This is a genomic window from Thalassospira sp. MBR-102, assembly GCF_040549275.1.
GTDB classification, from domain to species: domain Bacteria; phylum Pseudomonadota; class Alphaproteobacteria; order Rhodospirillales; family Thalassospiraceae; genus Thalassospira; species Thalassospira xiamenensis.
Genome location: NZ_JBEPTC010000008.1, coordinates 64,059 through 86,965, shown reverse-complemented (window position 1 = coordinate 86,965; position 22,907 = coordinate 64,059). Strand labels below are relative to the sequence as shown.

Sequence of the window (22,907 nt, the reverse complement as noted above, 5' to 3'; positions counted from 1 at the left end):
AAACCGGCCATAGGAAACGATTCGACCCATCGAAATGTTCCTGTAACCTACTGACATAATTGTCAGGAGGGTATGATACCATCACACTGTTTTTCTTTGCGATTTTTCAAAGGCCACCATGATTAACGACAAAGCCGCGATTTCCGTATCCGCCCGGCAGGCGCGCAATCTGGCCCTTGCCGCACAAGGGTTTGATCAGGACGAAAGCCGCCCGGTGACGAAGCGCCGGATCATGAAAGCCATCCGCCAGACCGGCATGTTACAGGTCGACAGTGTCAATGTTCTGACGCGTGCGCATTACATGCCGGTCTTTTCGCGGCTTGGCGTTTATGACCCGGCGGACCTTGATCAACTGAGCTGGGGTAACGCCCGGCAGCGGCGATTGTTTGAATATTGGGGCCACGAGGCATCGATGATCCCGGTTGAGGATTACGGGCTTTATCGATGGCGCATGGCGGATGCCGCCGAGGGCAAAGGCACCTGGGGGCAGATCGCCAAAATGATCCGTGATCATCCTGAATTTGTGCGCAGCATTCTGGACCGGATCGAAAAGGAAGGGGCACTTGCCGCCAGTGATCTGGAACAGGAAGGCGCATCAAGTTCGAAATGGTGGGGATGGTCGAAAACCAAAACCGCGATGGAATTCCTGTTCTGGAGCGGGCAGGTGATGGCGCGCAAACGGCGCACCAGTTTCGAGCGGGTTTATGACCTGCCCGAACGGATCATCGGCCCGGAGGCGCTTGAACCGCCAATGCCGCGTGCCGAGGCCCAGCGTGCCCTGATCCGCAACGGGATTGCCGCGATGGGGATCGCGACCGAGGCCGACCTTCGGAAGTATTTCCGCCTGCCGACCGACGATGCCAAGGCGCGCGTTGCCGAAATGGTCGAGGACGGCACGTTGTTGCAGGCGAATGTCGAGGGTTGGAAACAGCCGGGATATTTGTGCCCGCATGTCAACCCGCGGTGCCGTGCCAAACCGACCGCCTTGATGGTGCCGTTCGATCCGATCATGTGGGAACGCGACCGGGTGGAACGGATATTCGGTTTCAATTACCGCATCGAAATCTATGTTCCGGCGGAAAAGCGGCAATATGGTTATTACGTTCTGCCGTTCATGCAGAACGGCGAATTTGTCGCGCGAGTTGATCTGAAAGCGGATCGGCAGGAAGGGGTTCTTCGGGTGCAGAGCGCACATCTGGAAGATGGGTGTGATGGGGCAACTGTTGCGGGCAATCTGATGGTGAATCTGTCGCGACTGGCGCGGTTTCTGGGGCTTTCGGGCGTTGTCGTTGTCCCGTGCAATCCGTTTTCGGTGTATCTTGGCCGCCAGTGTGAAGGCTGAAAAGGTGAACGGGGCGAAGGTCCCACAACCACGCCCCGTTCTACCACAGTCCTGACCTGATCGCAGAAGCTTCAGGACAATGCGATCAACAGTTTTACCTGTGCCTTACCAGCAGGTATAACCCCCATCAGCCAGGACAATGGAGCCGGTCATCAGGCTGGACGCGTCGGATGCCAGGAACAGCACAACCGATCCGATTTCCTCGGTCAGGCCAAGGCGGGCCATCGGGGTGCCATTGATCCAGGCGTCATACATGTCCGGCTTGGATTTCACGAATTCATTTAGCGGGGTTGCGATATAGGTCGGTGCAACCGCATTGACGCGCACGCCACGCCCGCCCCATTCGGCAGCCAGCGATTTGGTCAGATGATGCACGGCGGCCTTGGATGCGTTGTAATAGGCCTGTTCCTGCGGTTTGTTGACGATGAAGCCCGACATGGAGCCGACATTGACGATCACGCCGTTTTTCTTGGCCAGCATCTGTTTGCCAAATTCGCGGCAGCACCAGAATGTGCCGTTCAGGTTGACGTCAATGACGTTGAGCCAATGTTCATCGGTGACGGTTTCGGCCGGGGTTTCGGAACGTGCGATACCGGCATTGTTGACCAGAATGTCAACGCCGCCTTCACGGCCCATTTTTTCGGCACTGGTGCGAACCTGATCGGTGTTGGTGACGTCCATGATGTCGATATCGGCGGTGTAACCCTTTGATTTCAGGTAATCACGGCCTTCTTCGGCTACACCTTCGCTGATGTCACCGATAATGACATGCGCGCCTGCTTCTGCCAGTGCCTCGCAGCATGACAGGCCAATTGCGCGACCGCCCCCGGTGACATAGGCGCGGCGTCCGGTAAGATCGAACTTTTTGAGGTACATTTTGGTCTCACATTCTTGTGGTGGTCAGGCTGGGTCGCATGGCGTATGGGGCAATGCGATCCGGTTTTTTGAAAGTCTCAGGGGTTTCCAAGAGCGATACCGTTCGCATCAAAACGATGGATGCGGTCCTGTTCCGGGGTCAGCCAGATTTTGTCATGTTCGCCCAGCGGGACTTCGCCGGTTGCGCGCACCGTCATCGGGCCAAAGCCGTCGGCATTGACGTGCAGATAGGTTTCGGCACCAAGATGTTCGGCAATCTTGACGGTTGCGGGAAGATCGCCGCTTTCGGTACTGACGGCGACATGTTCGGGGCGAATGCCGACTTCGTGGCAGTCATATTTTCGGGCGTAGTCGCCACCGAGGAAGTTCATTTTCGGCGACCCGATAAAGCCCGCGACAAACTTGTTGGCGGGATTGTTATACAGTTCCATCGGTTTGCCGACCTGTTCGACCCGGCCGGCCTGCAACACGACGATCTTGTCGGCCATGGTCATGGCTTCGACCTGATCATGGGTCACATAGATCATCGTGGTTTTCAGTTCCTGATGAAGGCCGGTGATTTCAAGGCGCATATTGACGCGAAGGGCGGCATCAAGGTTTGACAACGGTTCGTCAAACAGGAAGGCCGCCGGGTTACGCACAATCGCACGACCGATTGCGACACGCTGGCGCTGCCCCCCGGAAAGCGCGCCGGGGCGGCGTTCCAGATAATCCGTCAGGTTAAGGATTTTGGCCGCGTTCTGAACTTTTTCTTCAATCACGGCCTTGCTTTCCCCGGCCATTTTCAGGCCAAAGGCAATGTTGTTATAGACCGTCATATGCGGATAAAGCGCATAGGACTGAAACACCATCGAAAGACCGCGTTTTGCCGGTGCCTCGTTGGCGACGTCGGTACCGTTGATCAGGATTTTGCCATCAGTGACGTCTTCAAGACCGGCGATCAGGCGCAGCAAAGTGGATTTGCCACAGCCTGACGGGCCGACAAAGACAACAAATTCACCATCATTGATATCAAGGTCCACACCCGGAATAACATCTAGCGTTCCGAAGGTTTTCTTGACTTTTTCCAGTCGGATAGCACCCATTTCGGTGTTCCTTCTTGTTGAATTTCGATCAGGCGGCGGTTACTTGACCGCGCCAAATGTCAGGCCACGCACAAGCTGTTTCTGCGAGAACCAGCCGATGATAAGGATCGGTGCAACCGCCATCGTCGATGCGGCTGAAAGCTTTGCCCAGAACAGCCCTTCGGGGCTGGAATAGGAGGCGATGAAAGCGGTCAGCGGGGCAGCATCGGCGGTGGTCAGGTTCAGGGTCCAGAAAGCTTCGTTCCAGGCCAGGATGATGTTGAGCAGCATGGTCGATGCGATGCCCGGAACCGCCATTGGCAACAGCACAAAGATGATTTCCTTGGGCAAAGTGGCCCCATCCATGCGGGCGGCTTCAAGGATGTCGGCCGGGATTTCCTTGAAATAGGTGTAAAGCATCCAGACCATGATCGGCAGGTTCATCAGGAACAGAACCATGATCAGACCGAACCGGGTATCGAGCAGGCCCCAGTCGCGAAACACCAGATAGATCGGGACCAATACCCCGACTGGCGGCATCATCTTGGTCGACAGCATCCAAAGAAGCGCATCCTTGGTCCGTTTGGTCGGATTGAAGGCCATCGCCCATGCACATGGCACGGCAAAAAGCAGACCCACCAGGGTAGAGCCAACCGACAGGATGACCGAATTCATGGCGAACCGGAAATAATCGGACCGTGCCTGTACCTCGGCGTAGTTTTCGAGAGTCCAGTCAAACGAAATGAAGCTTGGCGGGATCGATACGGCTTCAAGCTCGGTCTTGAAGCTGGTCAGGACCATCCAGAAAATCGGGAAGAAAATCAGAAGCCCGACAATCCACGCAAAGATCGAAAAACCGATATGGCCAAGGGCTGTTTGTTTGTTTTCCATCTCGTGTCCCCTACCTGTCCAGGTTCTTGCCAATGAGGCGGATCAGGAAGATCGCCACGATATTTGCCAGAACGACCGCAACGATACCGCCCGCCGATGCCCCGCCAATGTCGTATTGCAGCAGGGCCTGCGTATAGACGAGGAAGGCGATATTGGTGGTTGCAAGGCCGGGACCGCCGCCTGTTGTCACGAAAATCTCGGCAAACACGGTCAGCAGGAAGATCGTTTCGATCAGCACGACCACCGTGATCGCACGGCTGAGATGGGGCAGCGTGATATAGAAGAAAATCGAAACCGGGCCGGCACCATCCATCTGGGCGGCTTCCTTCTGATCGCGGTCAAGCGATTGAAGAGCGGTCAGCAGGATCAGCACGGCAAAGGGCAGCCATTGCCACGACACCATGATGATGATGGCCGTTAGCGGGGCTTCGGAAAACCAGTCGATTGACTGGAAACCCAAACCGGTGGCGATCCAGGCAAACATACCCGATACCGGATGCATCAGAAGGTTTTTCCAAACCAGCGCATTCACGGTCGGCATGATGAAGAAGGGGGCAATCACCAGCAGGCGCAGGATGCCACGGCCGAAAATCGGCTGATCCAGCATCAGGCCCAGCAGAACACCGCCGACCACCGTGATCACAAGTACCGATCCGACGAGCAGAAGCGTATTGGCCAGCGACGCAAAGAAGGCCGGGTCGGTCAGGAAGAATTCATAGTTCAGCGTACCAACCCATTCTTCCATACCGGGCGAAAGAAGGTTGTAACGCAGGAACGAAAAATAAATTGTCATGCCCAACGGCACGATCATCCACAAAAACAAGGCGATGATCGACGGTGCAGACATAATGCGCCCGGTCAGGGTAGAGGACCGTGTCGACATGATGTGCTCCCTGTTTGAAGTCCCTGTTGCCTCGATCCGGATGGAAAGAGGGTGGCGGTCAGATGTGCCGCCACCCCAAGTTCATCAGGTCAAGGAGGCACAGGCCAGAATTCATTGCACTAGGTGCGGCATCCTGGCCTGTCATGCATCAGTAGTAACCAGCCTTGCGCATGGTGCGGTCGGTGCTTGACTGTGCGGATGCAAGCGCATCTTCAACAGTCGAGGAACCGGCCAATGCGGCAGAGAACTGCTGGCCTACCGTGGTGCCGATACCCTGGAATTCAGGGATCGCGGCAAACTGAACGCCGACATAGGGCTTCGGCTTCATGGTCGAATTGATCGGATCAGCACTGTCGATGGCGAGAAGGGTTTCGTCAGCGAACGGTGCGGCTTCCAGATATTTCGGGTTTTCGTACAGGGACATACGGGTACCCGGCGGAACGTTGGCCCAGCCTTCTTTGGAGGCTACGAGTTCCAGATAGTCTTTGGAGGTTGCCCAGGCGATGAATTTCTGGGCGGCTTCGACTTTCTGGGAACCGGTCGGAATGCCAAGGTTCCATGCCCAGAGCCAGTTGGCGCCAGTGCAGGTTTCAGCGCACGGGGCTTCGGTGAAGCCGACCTTGTCTGCAACGGTCGATTCCTTGGGGTTGCTGACAAAGGATGCTGCAACGGTTGCATCGATCCACATGCCGCATTTGCCCGAGTTGAACAGCGAAAGGTTTTCGTTAAAGCCGTTCGACGTTGCCCCCGGAGGACCATATTTGCCGAGGATTTCGACATACATGTCGAGGGCGTTTTTCCATTCGGCACTGTCGAAGGTCGGGTTCCAGTTCTCGTCAAACAGGCGCGCGCCATAGGCATTGCCCATGGTGGTGATCAGCGCCATGTTTTCGCCCCAGCCAGCCTTGCCGCGCAGGCAGATGCCATAAACACCGTTATCCGGATCATGGAGCTTTTTGGCAATGTCGAGAGTCTGGTCCCAGGTCAGGCGACCATTGATGGTGATGCCTGCTTTTTCAAACAGATCGGTGCGGTACATCATCATCGAGCTTTCGGCATAGAAAGGTGCCGCATAAAGCTTGCCATCGTTGCTTACGGCGGAACGGATGGCGGGCATGATGTCATCGGTATCGTAATCGGCACCAAGGTTATCGAGCGGTGCCAGCCAGCCCTTTTCCGCCCAGATCGGAACCTCGTAGGTGCCAATCGTCATGATGTCATACTGACCGCCCTTGGTGGCGATGTCGGTGGTGACACGCTGACGCAGGGTGTTTTCTTCGAGCGTAACCCATTCAAGGGAAATGTCGGGGTTTTTGGAGGTGAAGTCATCCGTCAGCTTCTGCATGCGGATCATGTCACCGTTGTTCACGGTAGCAATGGTAAGTTTTGTTTCGGCATTGGCGGAGAATGCGACACCGCCTGCCAACAGCGCGCAAAGCGCTGCTCCCGTTACGCGTTTCATAGTTCCTCCCAAAGGACTGTGTACCCGATGGGCAAATTATCTTGCCCGTTTGATCATTTGTTCAGGTAATGAGCATTCACTCAATTTAAGGATGCCTTGTCAAACGAAATCGTTTTTGCGCTGCAACAAGAAAACCCCGCCAAAAGCTTTGGCGGGGTTGATTTCTGTATTGATTCAAAACGTGTTTTGCGGTGCCTAGCTTTGCAGCAAAGCTTCGGCGGTGGCTTCGTCGGTGATCAGTGTGGTGATCAGTTTGCCGCGCATTGCCCCGCGAATCGCGGCGACCTTTTTGGCCCCCTTGGCGACAGCAATCGTGTTTTGCGCGGGAATATGGATTGGCGCACTGGTGACGCGGTGATTGACATCGTGATCAAGGATCGCGCCGTTTTCATCAAATGACCAGCTGACGACTTCGCCGATACCGCCGTTTTTTTGCAGGGATTGCAATTCATCCCTGCTGATGAAGCCATCGATATAAAGCGGTGCGTCGGTGCCAAGATCACCCACCCCGACAAAACGCACATCGGCCTTGGCGGCAAGATGCATGATATTGTCCATCGGCGGCTGTTGCTGCATCTGGGCGCGCACATCGGCACTTTCGACAATTACCGGGATCGGCAATGGATAGTGAGGCGCGCGGGTGCGATCCGCCAGATCGGTGACCGCATCATAGAAACTTGCAGCCCCGTCATGGGCAATGGTCCCGACAAGGGATACGATCTTGTGATGGCGGGCATCGACGCGTTGAACTTCATCGACCATGCCGCGCATCGCACGCCCGGTGCCAATCGCAATGATCTTGGGATCGGAGGATTGCAGAACGCGTTCAAGATAGGTCGCGGCCGTCTGCGCCATGCCAAACATGGCATCGGGGGCGGCGGGATCGGTCGGCACCACTTCGCAGTTGGCTAGGCCAAATTGCTCGCACAGCGATGCAGCCAGTTCCATGCAGCGCGCAATCGGATGATCAAGGCGGACTTTGACCAGACCTTCGCTAATGGCGGCCGATACCAGACGCTGTGCGGTCGGGCGTGAAACGCCAAGTTTGGTGGCGATTTCGTCCTGCGTGTTACCGGCGCAATAATAAAGCCAACCCGCGCGGGCGGCTTCGTCAAGCCTTGCAGCTTCTTTGCGTGTTCGTTTTACCATCCCTGTCCTCGATTTATTTTTCTTTATGGATCGCAGCGCTGATGGCGGGAGCGCCGGTTAATCGATATAAATTCCCTATCGTTTTTTTGCGGTTCTGACCAGCGGGAATGATCCGGGCAAAAAGAAACCCGCCGATCCCGGCGGGTTTCAAAGACGTTTATTAGGCGCGCGATTATTTCTTTGGCAGATATTCCGCAACCAGCATTTCGGCGATCTGAACCGCGTTAAGGGCGGCCCCTTTGCGCAGGTTGTCACCAACACACCAAAGCGAAAGCCCGTTTTCAACCGTCGGGTCCTTACGCACGCGGGAGACGAAAACATTGTCTTCGCCCTGGACTTCCTGCGGCGTGACATATCCCTCGTCCTGGCGATAATCCACCACGGAAACACCGGGGAAAGCTTTCATTGCCTTGCGGGCTTCTTCGACGGTGACTGGCTGTTCGAATTCGATATTGATGGCTTCGGCATGACCGACAAAGACCGGCACCCGCACGCAGGTCGCATGGACCGCGATATCCGGATCAAGGATTTTGCGGGTTTCGGCGGTCATTTTCCACTCTTCGCGGGTAGCACCATCATCCATGAATTCGTCGATATGCGGGATGACGTTAAAGGCGATCTGTTTGGTGAACTGTTCTTTGACCGGCAGGTCGTTGACGTAAATGCCCTTGGTCTGATTGAACAGCTCATCCATCGCCAACCGACCGGCACCGGAAACCGACTGATAGGTTGCAACGACAACGCGTTTGATCGGTTGCAGGTCATGCAGGGGTTTAAGCGCCATGACCATCTGAATGGTCGAGCAGTTCGGATTGGCGATGATGTTTTTCTTGGCGTAACCGGCCAGCGCGGCACCATTTACCTCTGGCACGACCAGCGGTACACCGGGCTCCATTCGCCAGTAGCTGGAATTGTCGATGACAACGCAACCCGCAGCAGCAGCCTTGGGCGCCAGCGTTTTGGCCGTTGTGCCACCGGCAGAGAACAGCGCGATATCGACCTTGGAAAAATCGAAGGTTGCGGCATCTACGACCTTGATTTCCTTGTCACCGTAATCCAGTTCGCGGCCGACCGAACGCGAGGAGGCGAGTGCGAAAATTTCATCGGCCGGAAATTGGCGTTCTTCAAGCGTATTGAGCATCTCGCGCCCGACATTTCCGGTCGCGCCGACAACGGCGATTTTATAGCCCATCAGGAGCCTCTTTCAGTCTTTCTGGCATTGCTTATACGCGTTGCCCCTCTTTGGTATGGGGCGTCGTGATTTGCATATGCCTGTGGATAATCGTCTGTACAGTATGGGGCGAGATGTAAGGTTTTATCGAGTACCACGCAAGGAGTTCGTTGGCTTTTACCTCTTGAGATTGCAAAAAATTCTGGCAGAATTACCCACGGGGTTCGAGTACCGAACCCTAAATCAGAATCGTTCGGCCCCGGCTTTGAGTTTTCTGTTTTCAATGTCTGTGGGTAAGTTGCCTGCGACTGTGCTGTTTCCGCATTTCCTTTTTCGAACGATTGACCAGACGATCCTGATTTAGGGTCCGGTGCTTATGTGAAATCCGGAAACGGGTTTTATGTGGGGCGATGGCATTTCCGGCTTAAAAAGGACGGCAGATGACGTACCCGATGACATTGGACTGGACACAGAAAAAGGTTCTCGATTTTTTCCGGGAACATGTCACGCGCGGAACACTGGTATTCCGGGCAGACGATAGACACGAGATTGTTCTGGGTGATGGCAGCGATCCCAGGGCAACAATGACTGTACCGAACTGGACCGACACATTGAAAATGGCGCTAAGTCCCGATCCGGGATTTGGTGAAGCCTATATGCGTGGCGGTTTTGACGTTGTTTCAGGCGAGATGGAAGACCTGATCAGGGTCTTGCGGCTTAACTTCGAAGGTGGTCATTCGGCAAACGGATTTGGCCTGTTTATCGAAAAGCTGCAATCGCTTAAATTCCAGATCGCGCAATTTACCTCGGTCAAGGCCGCGTCCCGGCGCGTGCGCCATCATTATGATATCGGCAATGATCTTTATACCCGTTTCCTTGATCCGGAAATGCAGTATTCCTGCGCCTTCTGGGACGATGGTGCCCAGACGCTGGAAGAAGCGCAGAACCGCAAAATGACTTTGACCACCCAGCGGCTGAAGATTGACCAGCCGGGCCTTCGGGTGGTTGATGTCGGGTGCGGTTGGGGCGGGTTGAGCCGCTTTATCCGGCGGACCACCGGGGCGGAGGTGCACGGTATTACGCTTTCGACCGAGCAATATAACTGGGCGCTGGAACGCAAAGAGGAACTGCCCGATAACTTCCACGAAGGTCTTGGTTATCATCTTCTGGATTACCGGCTGTTTGCCGATGCGAATGAAGGGAAATACGACCGGGTTGTTTCGGTTGGCATGTTTGAACATGTCGGGCGGCCGCAGTTCAAAACCTATTTCGAGAAGGTCGGCAAATTGCTGAAAGCCGGGGGGCGGGCTGTGATCCATACGATCATCAAGCCGCGCCCGGAATTCACATCGCCGTGGATTGATCGCTATATTTTCCCCGGTGGTTATATTCCGGCGGTGCATGAAGTGATCGAGGCCGCGGAAAACGCCGACCTTAAAGTCGAAGCATCGCATTTCCATGCCGGACTGAACTATGCCCGAACTTTGGTGGCGTGGCGCGACCGGTTCCGCGAGATTGCCGATCAGCTTGACCCGGAAAAATACGACACCGAATTCAAACGGATGTGGGAGTTCTATCTGGCGGGCTGCATCAATGCCTTTGACGAGCGTGAAGGCGGTGGCGGGATGCGGGTCGGGCAGTTTGTTTTCACCAAACCCGGTTATCGTTTTACGTAAAAACGCATCGGTCGGACTGTCGTTTTGCGGCAGTCCGACCCATATAGAATTATTAACGGGCCAAAGAGCCCGGACAGCGTGAACCGTGAAACAACCGGCACGGTGTAGAACGCGACCAACCGGTTGTTCCTTCGGGAGGAAACAACATGCAGAACATGACACACCGGGAAACCCCGGGCGCACGTGCATATTCCACCCAGATCACCCATCGTACCGGCCCCCATATCGGCCGCGTTGAGGACTATGTCCGGGCGCTTCAATCCATTGATATGTCAAGTTGCGAACGCGACATGCTGCGCGCCCATGCCAAGGCACCGGGGCGCGAAATTACCGGTAATCAACTGGCAAATACGATTGGTCATTTCGGGTCCCGGATCGGGAACAGGAAATACGGCAAACTGGCGCAAAAAATCGCCCTCGCGGCCGAATTGCCGATGTGCAAATCCGATGTCAGCGATTATCTGGCGGCGGTCTTTACGCTGGCAGATGGTGAACAGCAAAATAGCGAAGACTGGCATTGGGTCATGCATGACGAGGTGGTCGAGGCGCTTAAAAAGGCGCGGATCGTCTAGTTTTTGCGGGCGGCCAAAGTTTTGTCCATGTGTGTAACACGGGGCTAAGCTGTCTCGTCCTGATTGCAAAGGGGGATTTTCCCCGGTTTGCAACAAGGACGAAACATGATGAGCCGTTTTGACTTTCCGAAATCCAGCCCTAAACTTTTCGAAGCCATGCTGGGACTTGCCGGCAAGCTTGACGACAACCCGAGAATCCCGCGTGTTTTGCGCGATCTGGTGGAATGCCGGGTGTCGCAGATCAATGGATGTTCGCATTGCCTGCGGATGCATGCCAAAAGCCATGCCGATCACGGTGGGGATGCCATCAAGGTAACCATGCTGGCGGTCTGGCGCGCGGCCAAGGGATATGACGAGGCCGAACGTGCCGCACTTGATTGGGCCGAATGCCTGACCGAAGCGGTTGATCAGGACCGCATTTCGCAAAGCTATCGCAATCTTGTCGATCATTTTGAAGCAGACGCCATTTCCGAACTGACCTGCATCATTTCAACGATGAATGCATGGAACCGTCTTGGTATTGCGCAGCATGAGCTTGCCTGATCGCAAACCCCCATCCGATAGGCCCTTTGCTTCAACGGACCTATCGGGCAGGATGACCACCCAATCGGCGATACGGGCCTGTCCCGTATCGCTTCATGTGTTTGACGGGGATCGCATGGCGGATCAGGTTTTCGAAACCCATCGCGGGCGGCTGCATGCCCTTGCCTATCGCATGCTGGGCAGCCATGCCGATGCCGAAGATGCCGTGCAGGATGTCTGGTTACGCTGGCGGGCGGCGGCAAAGGATGACATCCGCGATGCGACCGGCTGGCTGGTGCGGGTCTGCAGCAATATCTGCCTTGATGTTCTGAAATCGGCACGTCGCAGGCGTGAACATTATGTTGGGCAATGGTTGCCCGAACCCTGGGTGCCGCCAGTTTTTCCTGAAGCGGAAAACAACCTGATCGAACGGGATGGCCTGGGGCAGGCCTATGTCATGATGCTGGAACGGTTGGGGCCGGTTGAACGGGTGGCACTTGTTCTGCATGACGTTTTTGACTGGTCACACGAAGATATCGCCCCGGTGATCGAGCGGACCGAAAACAATACCCGCCAGATCCTGTTTCGCGCACGCCGCAAGGTGAACCGCGAAGACGACCGTGATCCAACCCCCGTTCCAGACAGCGAGACCGCAAACAGGGAACAGGTCACAGCCTTTGTCGATGCCCTGATCCACGGTGATCTGAACGCGTTGATCGGGCAACTGGCCCCGAACGTGATCATGCATTCCGATGGCGGAGGCAAGGCAAGTGCGGCGGTTAATCCGATATTCGGTGCAGATAAGGTTGCGCGGTTCTTTGTCGGTATCTGGCGCAAGAATCCGGTGTACGACATTGAATTCAGGGCCGTTGACGGGCGGGAATACTGGGTGCTTGTGCGTGAAGGCGACCGGGTGGCGACCGCCATCAGTATGGCCATGCACCAAAACGCAATAACGGATGTTTTCATCCACCGAAACCCCGACAAACTGGCGCGTTTCGATGAGCTTGGATCGCGAACATGATAACGGGCCGGATCATTACGATCCGGCCCGTTATTTTTATTCTGCGGCTGTCATTGGCCGTTGGCGGTGATACGAAGGCCCAGCATTTGCGCCCCCATCTGCGGGAACATCAGGCCACCGGCCGCCATGCCCATCGCAACCGGTTCCTGCGGTGCCAGTTCGATCAGCAGGTGGCGCGGATCATCAACCCATGCCAGCAATTCGCCGAACGCATCATAAAGCGTTGCGTCATCGGCAAATTGTTCCTGCGCCTGCATCAGGTTCATGGTGACCAGCATTTTCATGTCTTCGGCGGTGTTGCCATTAAGCAGGGAGGCAACGCCCAGAGCAAAAGGCAACATTTTCTCACCTGAAATTTCAAGGCGTGCACCGCGGAAGGCCGCGTCGACCGTCAGGGCCTGTTCGAGTGCCGCGTCATCGCCGATCCGGGTTTTCAGAAGACGGGTCATGACATCATCGTTGATCCCGGTGACCGTGACCGAAAGGCCGATCTGGCCGATATCGCGCAGGGCAACCTTGTCGATGCTGTAAACAAAATCGCCAGCCGTCTCATCCCAGATAATGCTGTTGGAGACATCCAGCACAAGATCATCGAAGCTGTTGATACCAAGGTAGATTGCGGTATCGTTGCCACCGGTAATGCTGTCATCAAGGGTGGCATGCAGCCCTTCGAGGGTGCTGTTGTTGATTTTGACAAATGTCAGTGCGCTGTTTTCAGGGGTGAAAGGCTTTTCAAGGGTGCTTTTGAAGCTGTCGAGCCGGATTTCGACCTTTTCACCGTCCGGCGCGCCCGAGAATGAGAGGCCATTTATGGAAAACGCACCGTAAAGCGCCTGACTGAGCGGCAGGTTCATCTGACCCAGTGTGAAATCTTCGAACTGGTCGATATGTTGACCAACCATTTCATCGGCAACGTCGTAAATTTCGCCAAAGCCGGTGATTGCCATTAAATCCAGATCGGTGACGGAAAGTCCGTCCAGACCGAAATTGGCGGGACCGTCCGGGGTTTTCTGCGTGATGTGGCTTCCGGTGATGTCGATCCCGGCAAGCCTGCCATCACGCATGTCGCGCAATGTGACATTATCGAGCGCGATTTCGACTTCCTCGTCGGAAATTACCGGATTTTTGACGATGATTGTCTGGAAGGAGGTGTTTTCGACCATCTTCCTGGCGTCCGCCATGCTGAGCCTTGTATCAAGATCAATCATGTCACCCGTCAGATCGACGCGGAAATCAGCAAGCGAGATTTCGCCAATGGCAAGCCTGGCAGGATTGTCTGGCTGCTGCATCGACAGACCGGTCAGCGTGCCGGATTTGATCACCCGGGATTCCAGACCCGACAGGGCAATTGCATCAACCGACATTTCCAGGCCTGCGTCATCGGCAAACGACAAGGTGGTGGCCGAAATATCGTCACAGATGGCGAAATCGCGGGCAATGTCGGGATCGAAACTGGCGATCAGATCGGCCGGTCCGGCACAGCCGACAAAGGTCATATTGTCGATGCTGCTGGTGATTTTTGTTTCCTGATCATCCATTTTCCAACCGGTAATGTTCAGGGCATCGATATTGGCCGAACCGGCATTTTCCGCCAGCAGGTGATCAATATTGATGCGGCGGATGTCGCCATCCGAAATGGTCAGGTTTTGCAGATCAGCACGACCGGTGGTGATGTCGAAATTGCGCGAAGCCAGATCCATCGCAAGATCGCCAAGTTCCGCCTTTGGGGTGGTGATGCCATAGGCATCATGGGCAATTGCCAGTTCTTCGAGATCGGCCTGACCGGCAATGCCGTTGCCAAACGGGTTTGCCCCGATCAGGGTCAGCCAGTTGACCTGATTGAGATGCATTGATCCGATGGTGTAGGTCACTCCGTTAGGATCGATCAGTTTGACGTTCCTGGCGGCCAATGTGCGGCCCAGAAGCGACATTTCGAAATCGGAAAATTCACCGCGAAGGTCTGAGTCCGGGCTGCTGAGGATCGTGCGGAACCGGTTTTCGAGATAGGCCGGTGCCTTGTAGTGAAGACCAGCACCCGCGGCCGCCAGAACGGCAAGGCCACCGACAAGAAGAACTGTTTTTTTGCTCATGTTATCCAGCTTTTATTATGTTTCTGCACGTATTGGATGCAGACAGTAGTTGCCTGGGCAACATCTTTGTTGTCGCGCAACAAGTCAAGAAAACGTGCTTATGGCAAAGGCCGGATCATTGACCCGGCCTTTGTTTTTTTGAAGCGTGATCGGAAAGATCAGGCGATCTTGTCAAGTTCGTTGATCAGGGATTCGCCCATGACGGTGGTCGAAACCTTTGCCATGCCCGGCTGCATGATATCAGCGGTGCGAAGCCCGCCTTTCAGAACGTTCTGAACGGCGGTTTCGATCATGGTTGCATCATCGCCCATGTCGAACGAATAACGCAGCATCATGGCGAAGGACAGGATGGTTGCCAGCGGGTTTGCGATGTCCTGACCGGCGATGTCCGGGGCGGAGCCGTGCACCGGCTCGTAAAGCGCCTTGCGGGCACCGCTTGCATCGGCAGCACCGAGCGATGCGGACGGCAGCATGCCAAGCGATCCGGTCAGCATGGCGGCACAATCGGAAAGGATGTCGCCAAACATGTTGGTGGTGACCATCACGTCGAACTGTTTCGGGTTACGGACCAGCTGCATGGATGCGTTATCGACATACATGTGGCTGACCTCGACTTCCGGGAAGTCCTTGGCAACGCGTTCAACAACTTCGCGCCACAGGACGGTCGATTCCAGAACGTTGGCCTTATCGACCGAACACAGGCGTTTGTTGCGTTTCATGGCCATGTCAAAGGCGACACGGGCAATACGTTCAACTTCCGGCTCGGAATAAACCAGCGTGTTGAAGCCAAAACGCACACCGTCGCGTTCTTCGATGCCGCGCGGCTGACCGAAATAGATGCCGCCGGTCAATTCGCGCAGGATCATGATATCCAGGCCCTTGACGATGTCTTCTTTCAGGGTCGAGGCACCGACAAGCGCATCAAACACAAGGGCCGGACGGAGGTTGGCAAACAGGCCCATTTCCTTGCGGATTTTAAGCAACCCGCGTTCCGGTTTGATATCGAAGGGAAGGTTGTCCCATTTCGGGCCACCGACAGCACCAAGCAGAACCGCATCGGCCGCCATGGCATCGGCAAGCGTTTCGTCGGTCAGCGGGTTGTTATGCGCATCAATTGATGCGCCGCCGATCAGACCTTCGGTGATTTCGAAATTGACGTTACGCTTTTTGGCCATCCAGTCCATGACGCGCTGAACCTGGCGCATGACTTCGGGGCCAATGCCGTCGCCGGGCAGCATCAGAACTTTTTTGGTGGTGCTCATCAAACAATCCTTCCCAGATATTATCGGGGTCGTTCACCCCGTATCGACAAAAAGGGCGGCAGACCGATCTGGACTGCCGCCACTTTGAATTACAGCGACAGCCAGGGCTGCGACGCAGCGCGCTTGGCTTCGAAATCGTTGATTGCGTCGCCCTTTTGCAGGGTCAGGCCAATGTCATCGAGGCCGTTCAACAGGCAATGTTTGCGGAACGGTTCGACATCAAACGTGATGCAACCGCCATCCGGACCATGGATTTCCTGTTTTTCAAGATCAATGGTGATGGTGGCGTTTTCACCGCGTTCGGCATCATCCATCAGCTTGTCGACATCTTCCTGCGGCAGACGGATCGGCAGAATGCCGTTCTTGAAGCAGTTGTTATAGAAAATGTCGGCAAAGCTTGGCGCGATGATGCAGCGAATGCCGAAATCAAGCAGCGACCACGGCGCATGTTCGCGCGATGAACCACAGCCGAAGTTGTCACCTGATACGATGATCTTGGCATTGCGATAGGCCGGTTTGTTCAGAACGAAATCCGGGATTTCGTTGCCCTTGTCGTCATAGCGCATTTCATCAAACAGGTTCTTGCCAAGGCCCGAACGTTTGATGGTTTTAAGGAACTGTTTCGGGATGATCATGTCGGTATCGACATTGATCATCGGCAGCGGTGCTGCCACACCGGTGAGGGTCGTGAACTTATCCATTAATCTTATCCCTTGCTTCCAGTTTCCCAGGCAAGACCGAGGGCCTCGATCAGTTCCTCGGTTGCGTCGATATCCTTCGCAACGAATTCGGGCAGGTTGATCCCGGTCAGCTGCGGGAGCAGCTGTTCAAGGATCGGTGCCCGGCCGCAGCGCGCTGCGCCGTCACGGAAACTGATGAATGCTCGTTCTGCCATGGGTTTCTGCCTTAACCGAGTTTGCGGACGTCAGTCAGATGACCGGTGACTGCTGCGGCCACGGCCATCGCCGGGCTGAGCAGGTGGGTACGGCCACCACGGCCCTGACGGCCTTCGAAGTTACGGTTGGAGGTCGATGCGCAACGCTCGCCCGGCTCCAGTCGGTCCGGGTTCATCGCCAGGCACATCGAGCAGCCCGGTTCACGCCATTCAAAACCGGCTTCGAGGAAAATCTCGTGCAGGCCTTCGGCCTCGGCCTGTTCCTTGACCAGACCGGAACCCGGAACGACCATGGCACTGACGTGATCGGCAACCTTGCGACCCTTGGCGATAACCGCCGCGGCGCGCAGGTCTTCGATACGACCATTGGTGCAGGAACCGATAAAGACGCGATCAATCCTGATGTCTTCGATATTGGTGCCAGCCGTCAGGCCCATATATTCGAGCGAACGGGCGATGGCTTTCTGTTTGCCGGGATCCTTGGCGTCGGACGGTGCCGGGACTTTGCCGTTAACCGGTACGACGTCTTCCGGGCTGGTGCCCCAGGTGACCTGCGGGATGATGTCGGCAGCATCGATTTCGACGATCTTGTCGTAATGCGCGCCTTCGTCAGACGGAAGGGTCTTCCAGTATTCGACGGCCTGTTCGAATGCGGCCCCTTTGGGTGCCATCGGGCGGCCCTTGATATATTCAAAGGTTTTTTCGTCCGGTGCGATCAGGCCTGCGCGTGCGCCGCCTTCGATCGACATGTTGCAGACGGTCATGCGGCCTTCCATCGACAGCGAACGAATGGCCGAACCGGCATATTCGATCACATAACCGGTGCCACCAGCCGTGCCGATGCGTCCGATGATGGCAAGGGTGATGTCCTTGGCGGTAACGCCCGGATGCAGATCGCCTTCGACCTTGACCAGCATGTTTTTTGCCGGTTTCTGAACCAGCGTCTGGGTAGCCAGAACATGTTCGACTTCGGACGTGCCGATGCCGAATGCCAGGGTGCCGAATGCACCGTGGGTCGAGGTGTGCGAATCGCCGCAGACCATGGTGACACCCGGCAGGGTGAAACCTTCTTCCGGGCCGACAATGTGGACGATGCCCTGACGCAGGTCATTCATCGGGAAGTAATGGATACCGGTATCCTTGGCGTTCTGGTCAAGGGTGTTGACCTGGATACGGCTGTCTTCTTCCTTGATGCCTTCGGAACGGTCCGTGGTCGGAACGTTATGATCCGGAACGGCAAGGGTCAGTTCCGGGTGGCGCACTTTGCGGCCGGCATTGCGAAGGCCTTCGAAAGCCTGCGGGCTGGTCACTTCATGAACGAGATGGCGGTCAATATAAATCAGGCAGGTACCATCATCCTGCGTATCGACCACGTGACTTTCCCAAATCTTGTCAAAAAGGGTTTTAGGCGCACCCATCTCGACCTCCTCTTAAAATCGATCTTTTATGCAGCGACGACCAGACAGTAGTGCCGGCAAAGGACATTAAACCGGGGATGTTTTTTACGACGGCAATCCTGGGATTGCGATGTCATGTGGCGCACGGCGTCGCCTGTTCCTCCGGGCATCCGGGTTTGTCCCGATATGCGAAATTTTATTATCCAGAACCGCACGGACTTGATCGTTTTTGCCGCGGGAGTGCCTTTATACACTCAAGCTTCCAAATCGCAAGCAACCCGGCGCGTGTTTTTTTACGCTACTGCATCTCAAAGTAGATTCGGGGAAAATTGAGCATCTTGTGGTAGCCAAAACTACCAGATTCCGGGGTGAGGCAGCCAAAGCAGGGATAGCTGATATAAAATAAAGTTATATGTTATTCGCAAGGTTTCTGCGCGTTACATCGATCAGGCATGAAAACCGGCGATTCGATATGATGCACGCATAAGGTGTATTTGTCGGTTGTTTGTCGCCCGAAACCACAGGCAATAGAAACAGCCCAAAAGAAACGGGCCCACCCGAAGGTGAGCCCGCCAATCATTCCGACAATGCGGAACGCAGATTATTTCTTGCGTTCTGCAGCCGTCAGTTTGCCTTTGTGACCGGTGGTCTGTTCGGCGATACGCGCCGATTTACCGGTACGGCCACGCAGGTAGTAAAGTTTTGCGCGACGAACGTCACCGCGACGGACGACTTCGATTTTGTCGATCGCCGGGGAGTAGTTCTGGAAGATACGCTCGACACCTTCGCCCGATGCGATTTTACGCAGGGTGAAGGACGAGTTCAGGCCGCGGTTTTTCTTGGCGATGCAGACGCCTTCGAACTGCTGGATACGTTCGCGGGTACCTTCAACGACTTTCAGGTGAACACGGACGGTGTCGCCTGCGTCGAATTCCGGAACTTCGCGTTTTGCAGCGATTTTATCGAGCTGATCTTTTTCGATCTGCTGGATGATTGCGTTGGTCATGGTTTAACCCTCTTTGATGTGCCCGCGTGCGACATACTGATCCCAAAGGTCAGGACGCCGAGCACGGGTAATTTCTTCTGCCTGAGCATGCCGCCAGGCTTGTACCTTGGCATGATGTCCGGAAAGCAAGATCTCCGGCACGTCACGCCCGTTCCAATTGGCCGGGCGCGTGTAATGCGGATATTCAAGCAACCCGGTTTCAAAGCTTTCCTCGTCGACGGATTCGGTCTTGTTGACCACACCTTCGATAAGGCGAATGCACGATTCAATCAGGACCATGGCCGGCAGTTCGCCGCCCATGAGGATGTAGTCGCCAATGCTGATTTCCTCGACCTGATGTTCATCAAGTACGCGCTGGTCGATACCTTCGTAGCGACCACACAACAGGATGGCACCCGGTCCCGCTGCCAGTTCGCGGCAACGTTTCTGGTTCAGCATTTTCCCGCGCGGGCTGAGATAAATCAGCGGCAATTGCGGAGCTTCCGCACGCAATTCACGCAGGGTGGCGTCGACAATATCCGGGCGCATGACCATACCGGCCCCACCCCCGAAAGGATTGTCGTCAACAGTGCGGTGACGGTCGGTTGCATGATCACGGATGTCTTTGACATCCAGCGACCAGATCCCGTTTTCCAGTGCCCGTCCGGCCAGAGACTGACCGAGCGCGCCCGGGAACATTTCCGGGAACAGGGTTGCAACCTTGGCCTGCCACACAGACATCGATCAGGCCTCCTTTCCGCTGCCGGTCGCATTTTCTGCGCCTACTGCATCGGCAGTGACGGCATCAGAATCGCGGTCGGCCTGAGAGTCCTTGCGGGAGCTGCCCGGACGGCGGGTACGATTTCCCGGTCCTTCTTCTTCCTGCAAAAGCCCCTCGGGCGGATTTACCACCAGCTTGCGTTCCGAAAGCACCACATCGGGCACGACTTCCTTGGTAAACGGCAGGACGACGACTTTGCCACGGACTTCTTCCAGCGCGATTTCGATCACATCGCCCGCGCCAAAATCAGCCACACCCCGTACGGTCCCGAACAGCGAACCATCAACATGATGGGCTTTCAGGCCGACAAGATCGGCAAGATAGAATTCGTCTTCGTCTTCCGTTTCCGGCAGGGCCGTCCGCGGTACGTAAAGCTTGGTTCCCCGCAGCCGTTCGGCGGCGTCCCGGTCGTTCACACCATCGATCTTGGCGATCAGCTGGTCGCGAACATGTCCGACAGGAGACAGTTTGAATTTCGCCTGTCCCTTGGCGTCGAACAACGGGCCGTAACCGACAAGGTTATCCGGATCGACGGTATAGCTTTTGACGCGCACGGCACCACGCACCCCGTGCGGGGCGGTGATCATGCCGACGCAGACAAATGCATCGTCGGTTTTGGATTTGCGGGTATCAGCCATTTCGGTTCACAAATTTCCGGTATCTGATCAAAGCGTGCGAAAAGCTTATTCTTCGCTGGCAGCTTCTTCAGCAGGAGCCGCAGCAGCTTCGGCAGCTGCAGCAGCAGCGGCTTCGGCTTTTTCAGCTTTCTCACGAAGACGTTCCTGGGCTTTCGCTTTCGGAGCCGACTTCTGGGGCTGTTCGGTCGGTTTGAACGCGTCAGCCAGGCCAGCTTTGCCCAGGAAACGTGCAACACGATCGGTCGGCTGTGCGCCAACGCCCAGCCAATATTTGATGCGCTCTTCTTTGAAGGTCACGCGGTTGTCAGCATCCTTCGGGAGCATCGGATCATAGGTACCGACTTTCTCGATGAAGCTGCCGTCACGCGGGGCACGGGCATCTGCAACTACGATACGGTAGTACGGACGCTTTTTGGCACCGCCACGGGAAAGACGAATCTTGACAGCCATTCGGATAAGTTCCTTTCAGCTTGGGTTTGTAGTCTTCAAGTTACGATCCCGGAGGATCAATTTATTCCGGTTCAGGGAACCGGGGTGTTTGGTTCTTTCGAAAAATCTTGAGAACCGGGGGCTTGGCTATTTCTTTTTACCGAACCCCGGAAATCCCGGCGGCAAACCACCGCCGCCCAATCCCGGGAACCCGGGCGGTAATCCGCCCCCGGCACCGGGAAATCCTTTTGGCAACTTGCTCATATCGGGCATGTCGCCGCCTTCGAGCATCGAGGGATCCATTTTCGGCATGCCGCCAAACAGTCCCTTTTTGCCCATCTTGCCCATCTTTTTGATCATGGTGGACATGGTCTGATACTGTTTGAGCAGCTTGTTCACATCCTGAACCGAAAGACCGCAACCTGCGGCAATACGCTTTTTGCGCGATGCCTTGATCAGGGCCGGGTTTTCTCGTTCCTTGGGCGTCATCGACAGGATGATCGCCTCCTGATGGGTCAGAAGTTTGGGATCAAGCTTGGTCTGCGACATCTGTTTTTTCAGCGCGCCCATGCCCGGCAGCATCCCCATGATGCCGGAAAGATCACCCATTTTCTGAAGCTGCTTGAGCTGGGAAAGAAGATCGTTCAGGTCAAACTGACCCTTTGCGAGCTTCTTCGCCATTTTCTCGGCGTCTTCCTGCTTGATCGTTTCGGCAGCCTTTTCGACAAGACTGACGACATCGCCCATCCCGAGGATGCGGTTGGCGATACGATCCGGATGGAAGGCTTCCATCTCGTCGATTTTCTCACCGGTACCGAGCATCTTGATCGGGCAACCGGTGATCTGGCGCATCGACAGGGCCGCACCACCACGTGCATCACCGTCGATACGGGTCAGAACGATACCGGTGATGCCGACCTTGTCGGCGAATTCCTTGGCCACATTGACCGAGTCCTGACCGGTCATCGCATCGGTGACCAGAAGGGTCTCGGCCGGGTTGACCGCGTCACGGACCTGGGCGACTTCGCTCATCAGTTCCATATCGATATGCAGGCGCCCTGCGGTATCGAGGATGACGGCGTCATAGCCTTCCTTGCGGCCCATATCCATTGCGCGTTTTGCGATCGATACCGGCTTTTCGCCCATAATGATCGGCAGAACGTTCAGGCCGTTATTGTCGGCCAGAATTTTCAACTGCTGCTGGGCGGCCGGGCGATAGATATCAAGCGACGCCAGCAGGACTTTCTTGTTGCGCTTTTTGGTCAGATGCAGCGCGATCTTGGCCGAGCTCGTGGTTTTACCTGAACCCTGCAAACCGACCATCAGGATCGGAACCGGCGGGGTGGCCGCAAGGTTGATATCCTCGCCTTCACCCAGCATGTTTTTCAGTTCGTCATGAACGATCTTGACGACCATCTGACCCGGTGTGACCGAACGCAGAACGTCCTGACCAACCGCACGCTCGGTTGCATTGGTGATGAATGATTTGACGACCGGCAGCGCCACGTCAGCCTCAAGCAGGGCGACGCGTACTTCGCGCATGGCTTCCTTGACGTCGGATTCTTTCAGCGCGCCACGTCTGCGCAGCTTATCAAGAACCCCGCCAAGGCGATCGCTTAGTCCTTCAAACATTCCAAATCCCGTCTGTGTTTCCGGTGTTTCTACCGTGTGCGCACAAAAAACTAAAACCCAGTGCTCGACAACTCGAGGACTGGGGGAGTCACCCCTTGGGCGACCTTTGTTGCGCAGGGTTTATGCGATAGGGGGGATAGAGTCAAGCGCAATCAGGCGCAAAAGC

At 55.7% G+C, this 22,907-nt stretch carries 22 protein-coding genes; 5 read left to right on the top strand and 17 right to left on the bottom strand.

Translation table 11 applies throughout. From position 1 onward, the window contains the following. Window positions 1-118: 118 nt before the first annotated feature. Window positions 119-1,342: a winged helix-turn-helix domain-containing protein gene (locus ABIE64_RS14435; RefSeq protein ID WP_354377775.1), complete on the top strand. Its 1,224-nt coding sequence runs from the start codon at window positions 119-121 to the stop codon at window positions 1,340-1,342. 105 nt (window positions 1,343-1,447) lie between these two features. Here ABIE64_RS14435 and ABIE64_RS14430 read toward each other — a convergent pair whose 3' ends face one another. From ABIE64_RS14430 to ABIE64_RS14400, 7 genes are all read right to left on the bottom strand, one after another. Then, window positions 1,448-2,218, bottom strand: coding sequence for an SDR family NAD(P)-dependent oxidoreductase (locus ABIE64_RS14430; RefSeq protein WP_007089149.1), 771 nt, complete (start codon window positions 2,216-2,218; stop codon window positions 1,448-1,450). A gap of 77 nt (window positions 2,219-2,295) precedes the next feature. After that, on the bottom strand, window positions 2,296-3,303 hold the full coding sequence (locus ABIE64_RS14425; RefSeq protein WP_007089148.1) for an ABC transporter ATP-binding protein: 1,008 nt from the start codon (window positions 3,301-3,303) through the stop codon (window positions 2,296-2,298). 39 nt (window positions 3,304-3,342) lie between these two features. After that, window positions 3,343-4,173: a carbohydrate ABC transporter permease gene (locus tag ABIE64_RS14420; protein ID WP_051682277.1), complete on the bottom strand. Its 831-nt coding sequence runs from the start codon at window positions 4,171-4,173 to the stop codon at window positions 3,343-3,345. 10 nt (window positions 4,174-4,183) lie between these two features. Beyond that, the gene (locus ABIE64_RS14415; protein WP_354377774.1) at window positions 4,184-5,056 is read right to left on the bottom strand and encodes a carbohydrate ABC transporter permease; all 873 of its coding nucleotides are present in this window, start codon (window positions 5,054-5,056) and stop codon (window positions 4,184-4,186) included. Window positions 5,057-5,204: 148 nt separating this feature from the next. Next, window positions 5,205-6,518: an ABC transporter substrate-binding protein gene (locus tag ABIE64_RS14410; protein WP_007089145.1), complete on the bottom strand. Its 1,314-nt coding sequence runs from the start codon at window positions 6,516-6,518 to the stop codon at window positions 5,205-5,207. A gap of 195 nt (window positions 6,519-6,713) precedes the next feature. Then, complete coding sequence (locus tag ABIE64_RS14405; RefSeq protein ID WP_354377773.1) at window positions 6,714-7,667, bottom strand: sugar-binding transcriptional regulator; 954 nt, start codon at window positions 7,665-7,667, stop codon at window positions 6,714-6,716. Window positions 7,668-7,839: 172 nt separating this feature from the next. After that, window positions 7,840-8,859, bottom strand: coding sequence for an aspartate-semialdehyde dehydrogenase (locus ABIE64_RS14400; RefSeq protein WP_037990495.1), 1,020 nt, complete (start codon window positions 8,857-8,859; stop codon window positions 7,840-7,842). A gap of 419 nt (window positions 8,860-9,278) precedes the next feature. On the opposite strand from ABIE64_RS14400, the gene ABIE64_RS14395 reads away from it, so the two are divergent. From ABIE64_RS14395 to sigJ, 4 genes are all read left to right on the top strand, one after another. Next, window positions 9,279-10,514, top strand: a complete 1,236-nt coding sequence (locus ABIE64_RS14395; RefSeq protein ID WP_240478823.1) for an SAM-dependent methyltransferase — start codon at window positions 9,279-9,281, stop codon at window positions 10,512-10,514. A 146-nt stretch (window positions 10,515-10,660) separates the two neighbouring features. Beyond that, on the top strand, window positions 10,661-11,086 hold the full coding sequence (locus ABIE64_RS14390) for a hypothetical protein (protein ID WP_341363126.1): 426 nt from the start codon (window positions 10,661-10,663) through the stop codon (window positions 11,084-11,086). A gap of 108 nt (window positions 11,087-11,194) precedes the next feature. Then, window positions 11,195-11,629: a carboxymuconolactone decarboxylase family protein gene (locus ABIE64_RS14385; RefSeq protein ID WP_037990499.1), complete on the top strand. Its 435-nt coding sequence runs from the start codon at window positions 11,195-11,197 to the stop codon at window positions 11,627-11,629. Window positions 11,630-11,681: 52 nt separating this feature from the next. Next, on the top strand, window positions 11,682-12,632 hold the full coding sequence (gene sigJ, locus ABIE64_RS14380; RefSeq protein WP_354377772.1) for an RNA polymerase sigma factor SigJ: 951 nt from the start codon (window positions 11,682-11,684) through the stop codon (window positions 12,630-12,632). Window positions 12,633-12,682: 50 nt separating this feature from the next. Here the strand turns inward: sigJ and ABIE64_RS14375 are convergent, their stop codons facing one another. The 10 genes from ABIE64_RS14375 to ffh all read right to left on the bottom strand — a co-directional run bounded on the left by ABIE64_RS14375 (window position 12,683) and on the right by ffh (window position 22,741). Then, a complete protein-coding gene (locus ABIE64_RS14375) occupies window positions 12,683-14,722 on the bottom strand; it encodes an aq_1923 C-terminal domain (protein ID WP_354377771.1) in 2,040 nt (679 codons plus the stop codon). A gap of 158 nt (window positions 14,723-14,880) precedes the next feature. Then, window positions 14,881-15,984 (bottom strand): 3-isopropylmalate dehydrogenase, encoded by a 1,104-nt coding sequence (gene leuB, locus ABIE64_RS14370; RefSeq protein WP_007089131.1) that lies wholly within the window; start codon window positions 15,982-15,984, stop codon window positions 14,881-14,883. Window positions 15,985-16,073: 89 nt separating this feature from the next. Further along, window positions 16,074-16,685 (bottom strand): 3-isopropylmalate dehydratase small subunit, encoded by a 612-nt coding sequence (gene leuD / locus ABIE64_RS14365; RefSeq protein ID WP_007089130.1) that lies wholly within the window; start codon window positions 16,683-16,685, stop codon window positions 16,074-16,076. Between the two features lie 5 nt (window positions 16,686-16,690). Continuing rightward, window positions 16,691-16,879, bottom strand: a complete 189-nt coding sequence (locus ABIE64_RS14360; protein WP_007089129.1) for a hypothetical protein — start codon at window positions 16,877-16,879, stop codon at window positions 16,691-16,693. 11 nt (window positions 16,880-16,890) lie between these two features. Next, window positions 16,891-18,297, bottom strand: coding sequence for a 3-isopropylmalate dehydratase large subunit (gene leuC / locus ABIE64_RS14355; protein WP_007089128.1), 1,407 nt, complete (start codon window positions 18,295-18,297; stop codon window positions 16,891-16,893). 580 nt (window positions 18,298-18,877) lie between these two features. Beyond that, entirely contained in the window at window positions 18,878-19,282 is a 405-nt protein-coding gene (gene rplS, locus ABIE64_RS14350; RefSeq protein WP_007089127.1) for a 50S ribosomal protein L19, read from the bottom strand. Window positions 19,283-19,285: 3 nt separating this feature from the next. After that, complete coding sequence (gene trmD / locus ABIE64_RS14345) at window positions 19,286-20,002, bottom strand: tRNA (guanosine(37)-N1)-methyltransferase TrmD (protein WP_007089126.1); 717 nt, start codon at window positions 20,000-20,002, stop codon at window positions 19,286-19,288. A gap of 3 nt (window positions 20,003-20,005) precedes the next feature. Continuing rightward, window positions 20,006-20,680, bottom strand: a complete 675-nt coding sequence (gene rimM / locus ABIE64_RS14340) for a ribosome maturation factor RimM (protein ID WP_062951619.1) — start codon at window positions 20,678-20,680, stop codon at window positions 20,006-20,008. A 45-nt stretch (window positions 20,681-20,725) separates the two neighbouring features. Then, entirely contained in the window at window positions 20,726-21,130 is a 405-nt protein-coding gene (rpsP, locus tag ABIE64_RS14335) for a 30S ribosomal protein S16 (RefSeq protein WP_007089124.1), read from the bottom strand. 126 nt (window positions 21,131-21,256) lie between these two features. Next, window positions 21,257-22,741, bottom strand: coding sequence for a signal recognition particle protein (ffh, locus tag ABIE64_RS14330; protein ID WP_037990688.1), 1,485 nt, complete (start codon window positions 22,739-22,741; stop codon window positions 21,257-21,259). Window positions 22,742-22,907 lie beyond the last annotated feature (166 nt).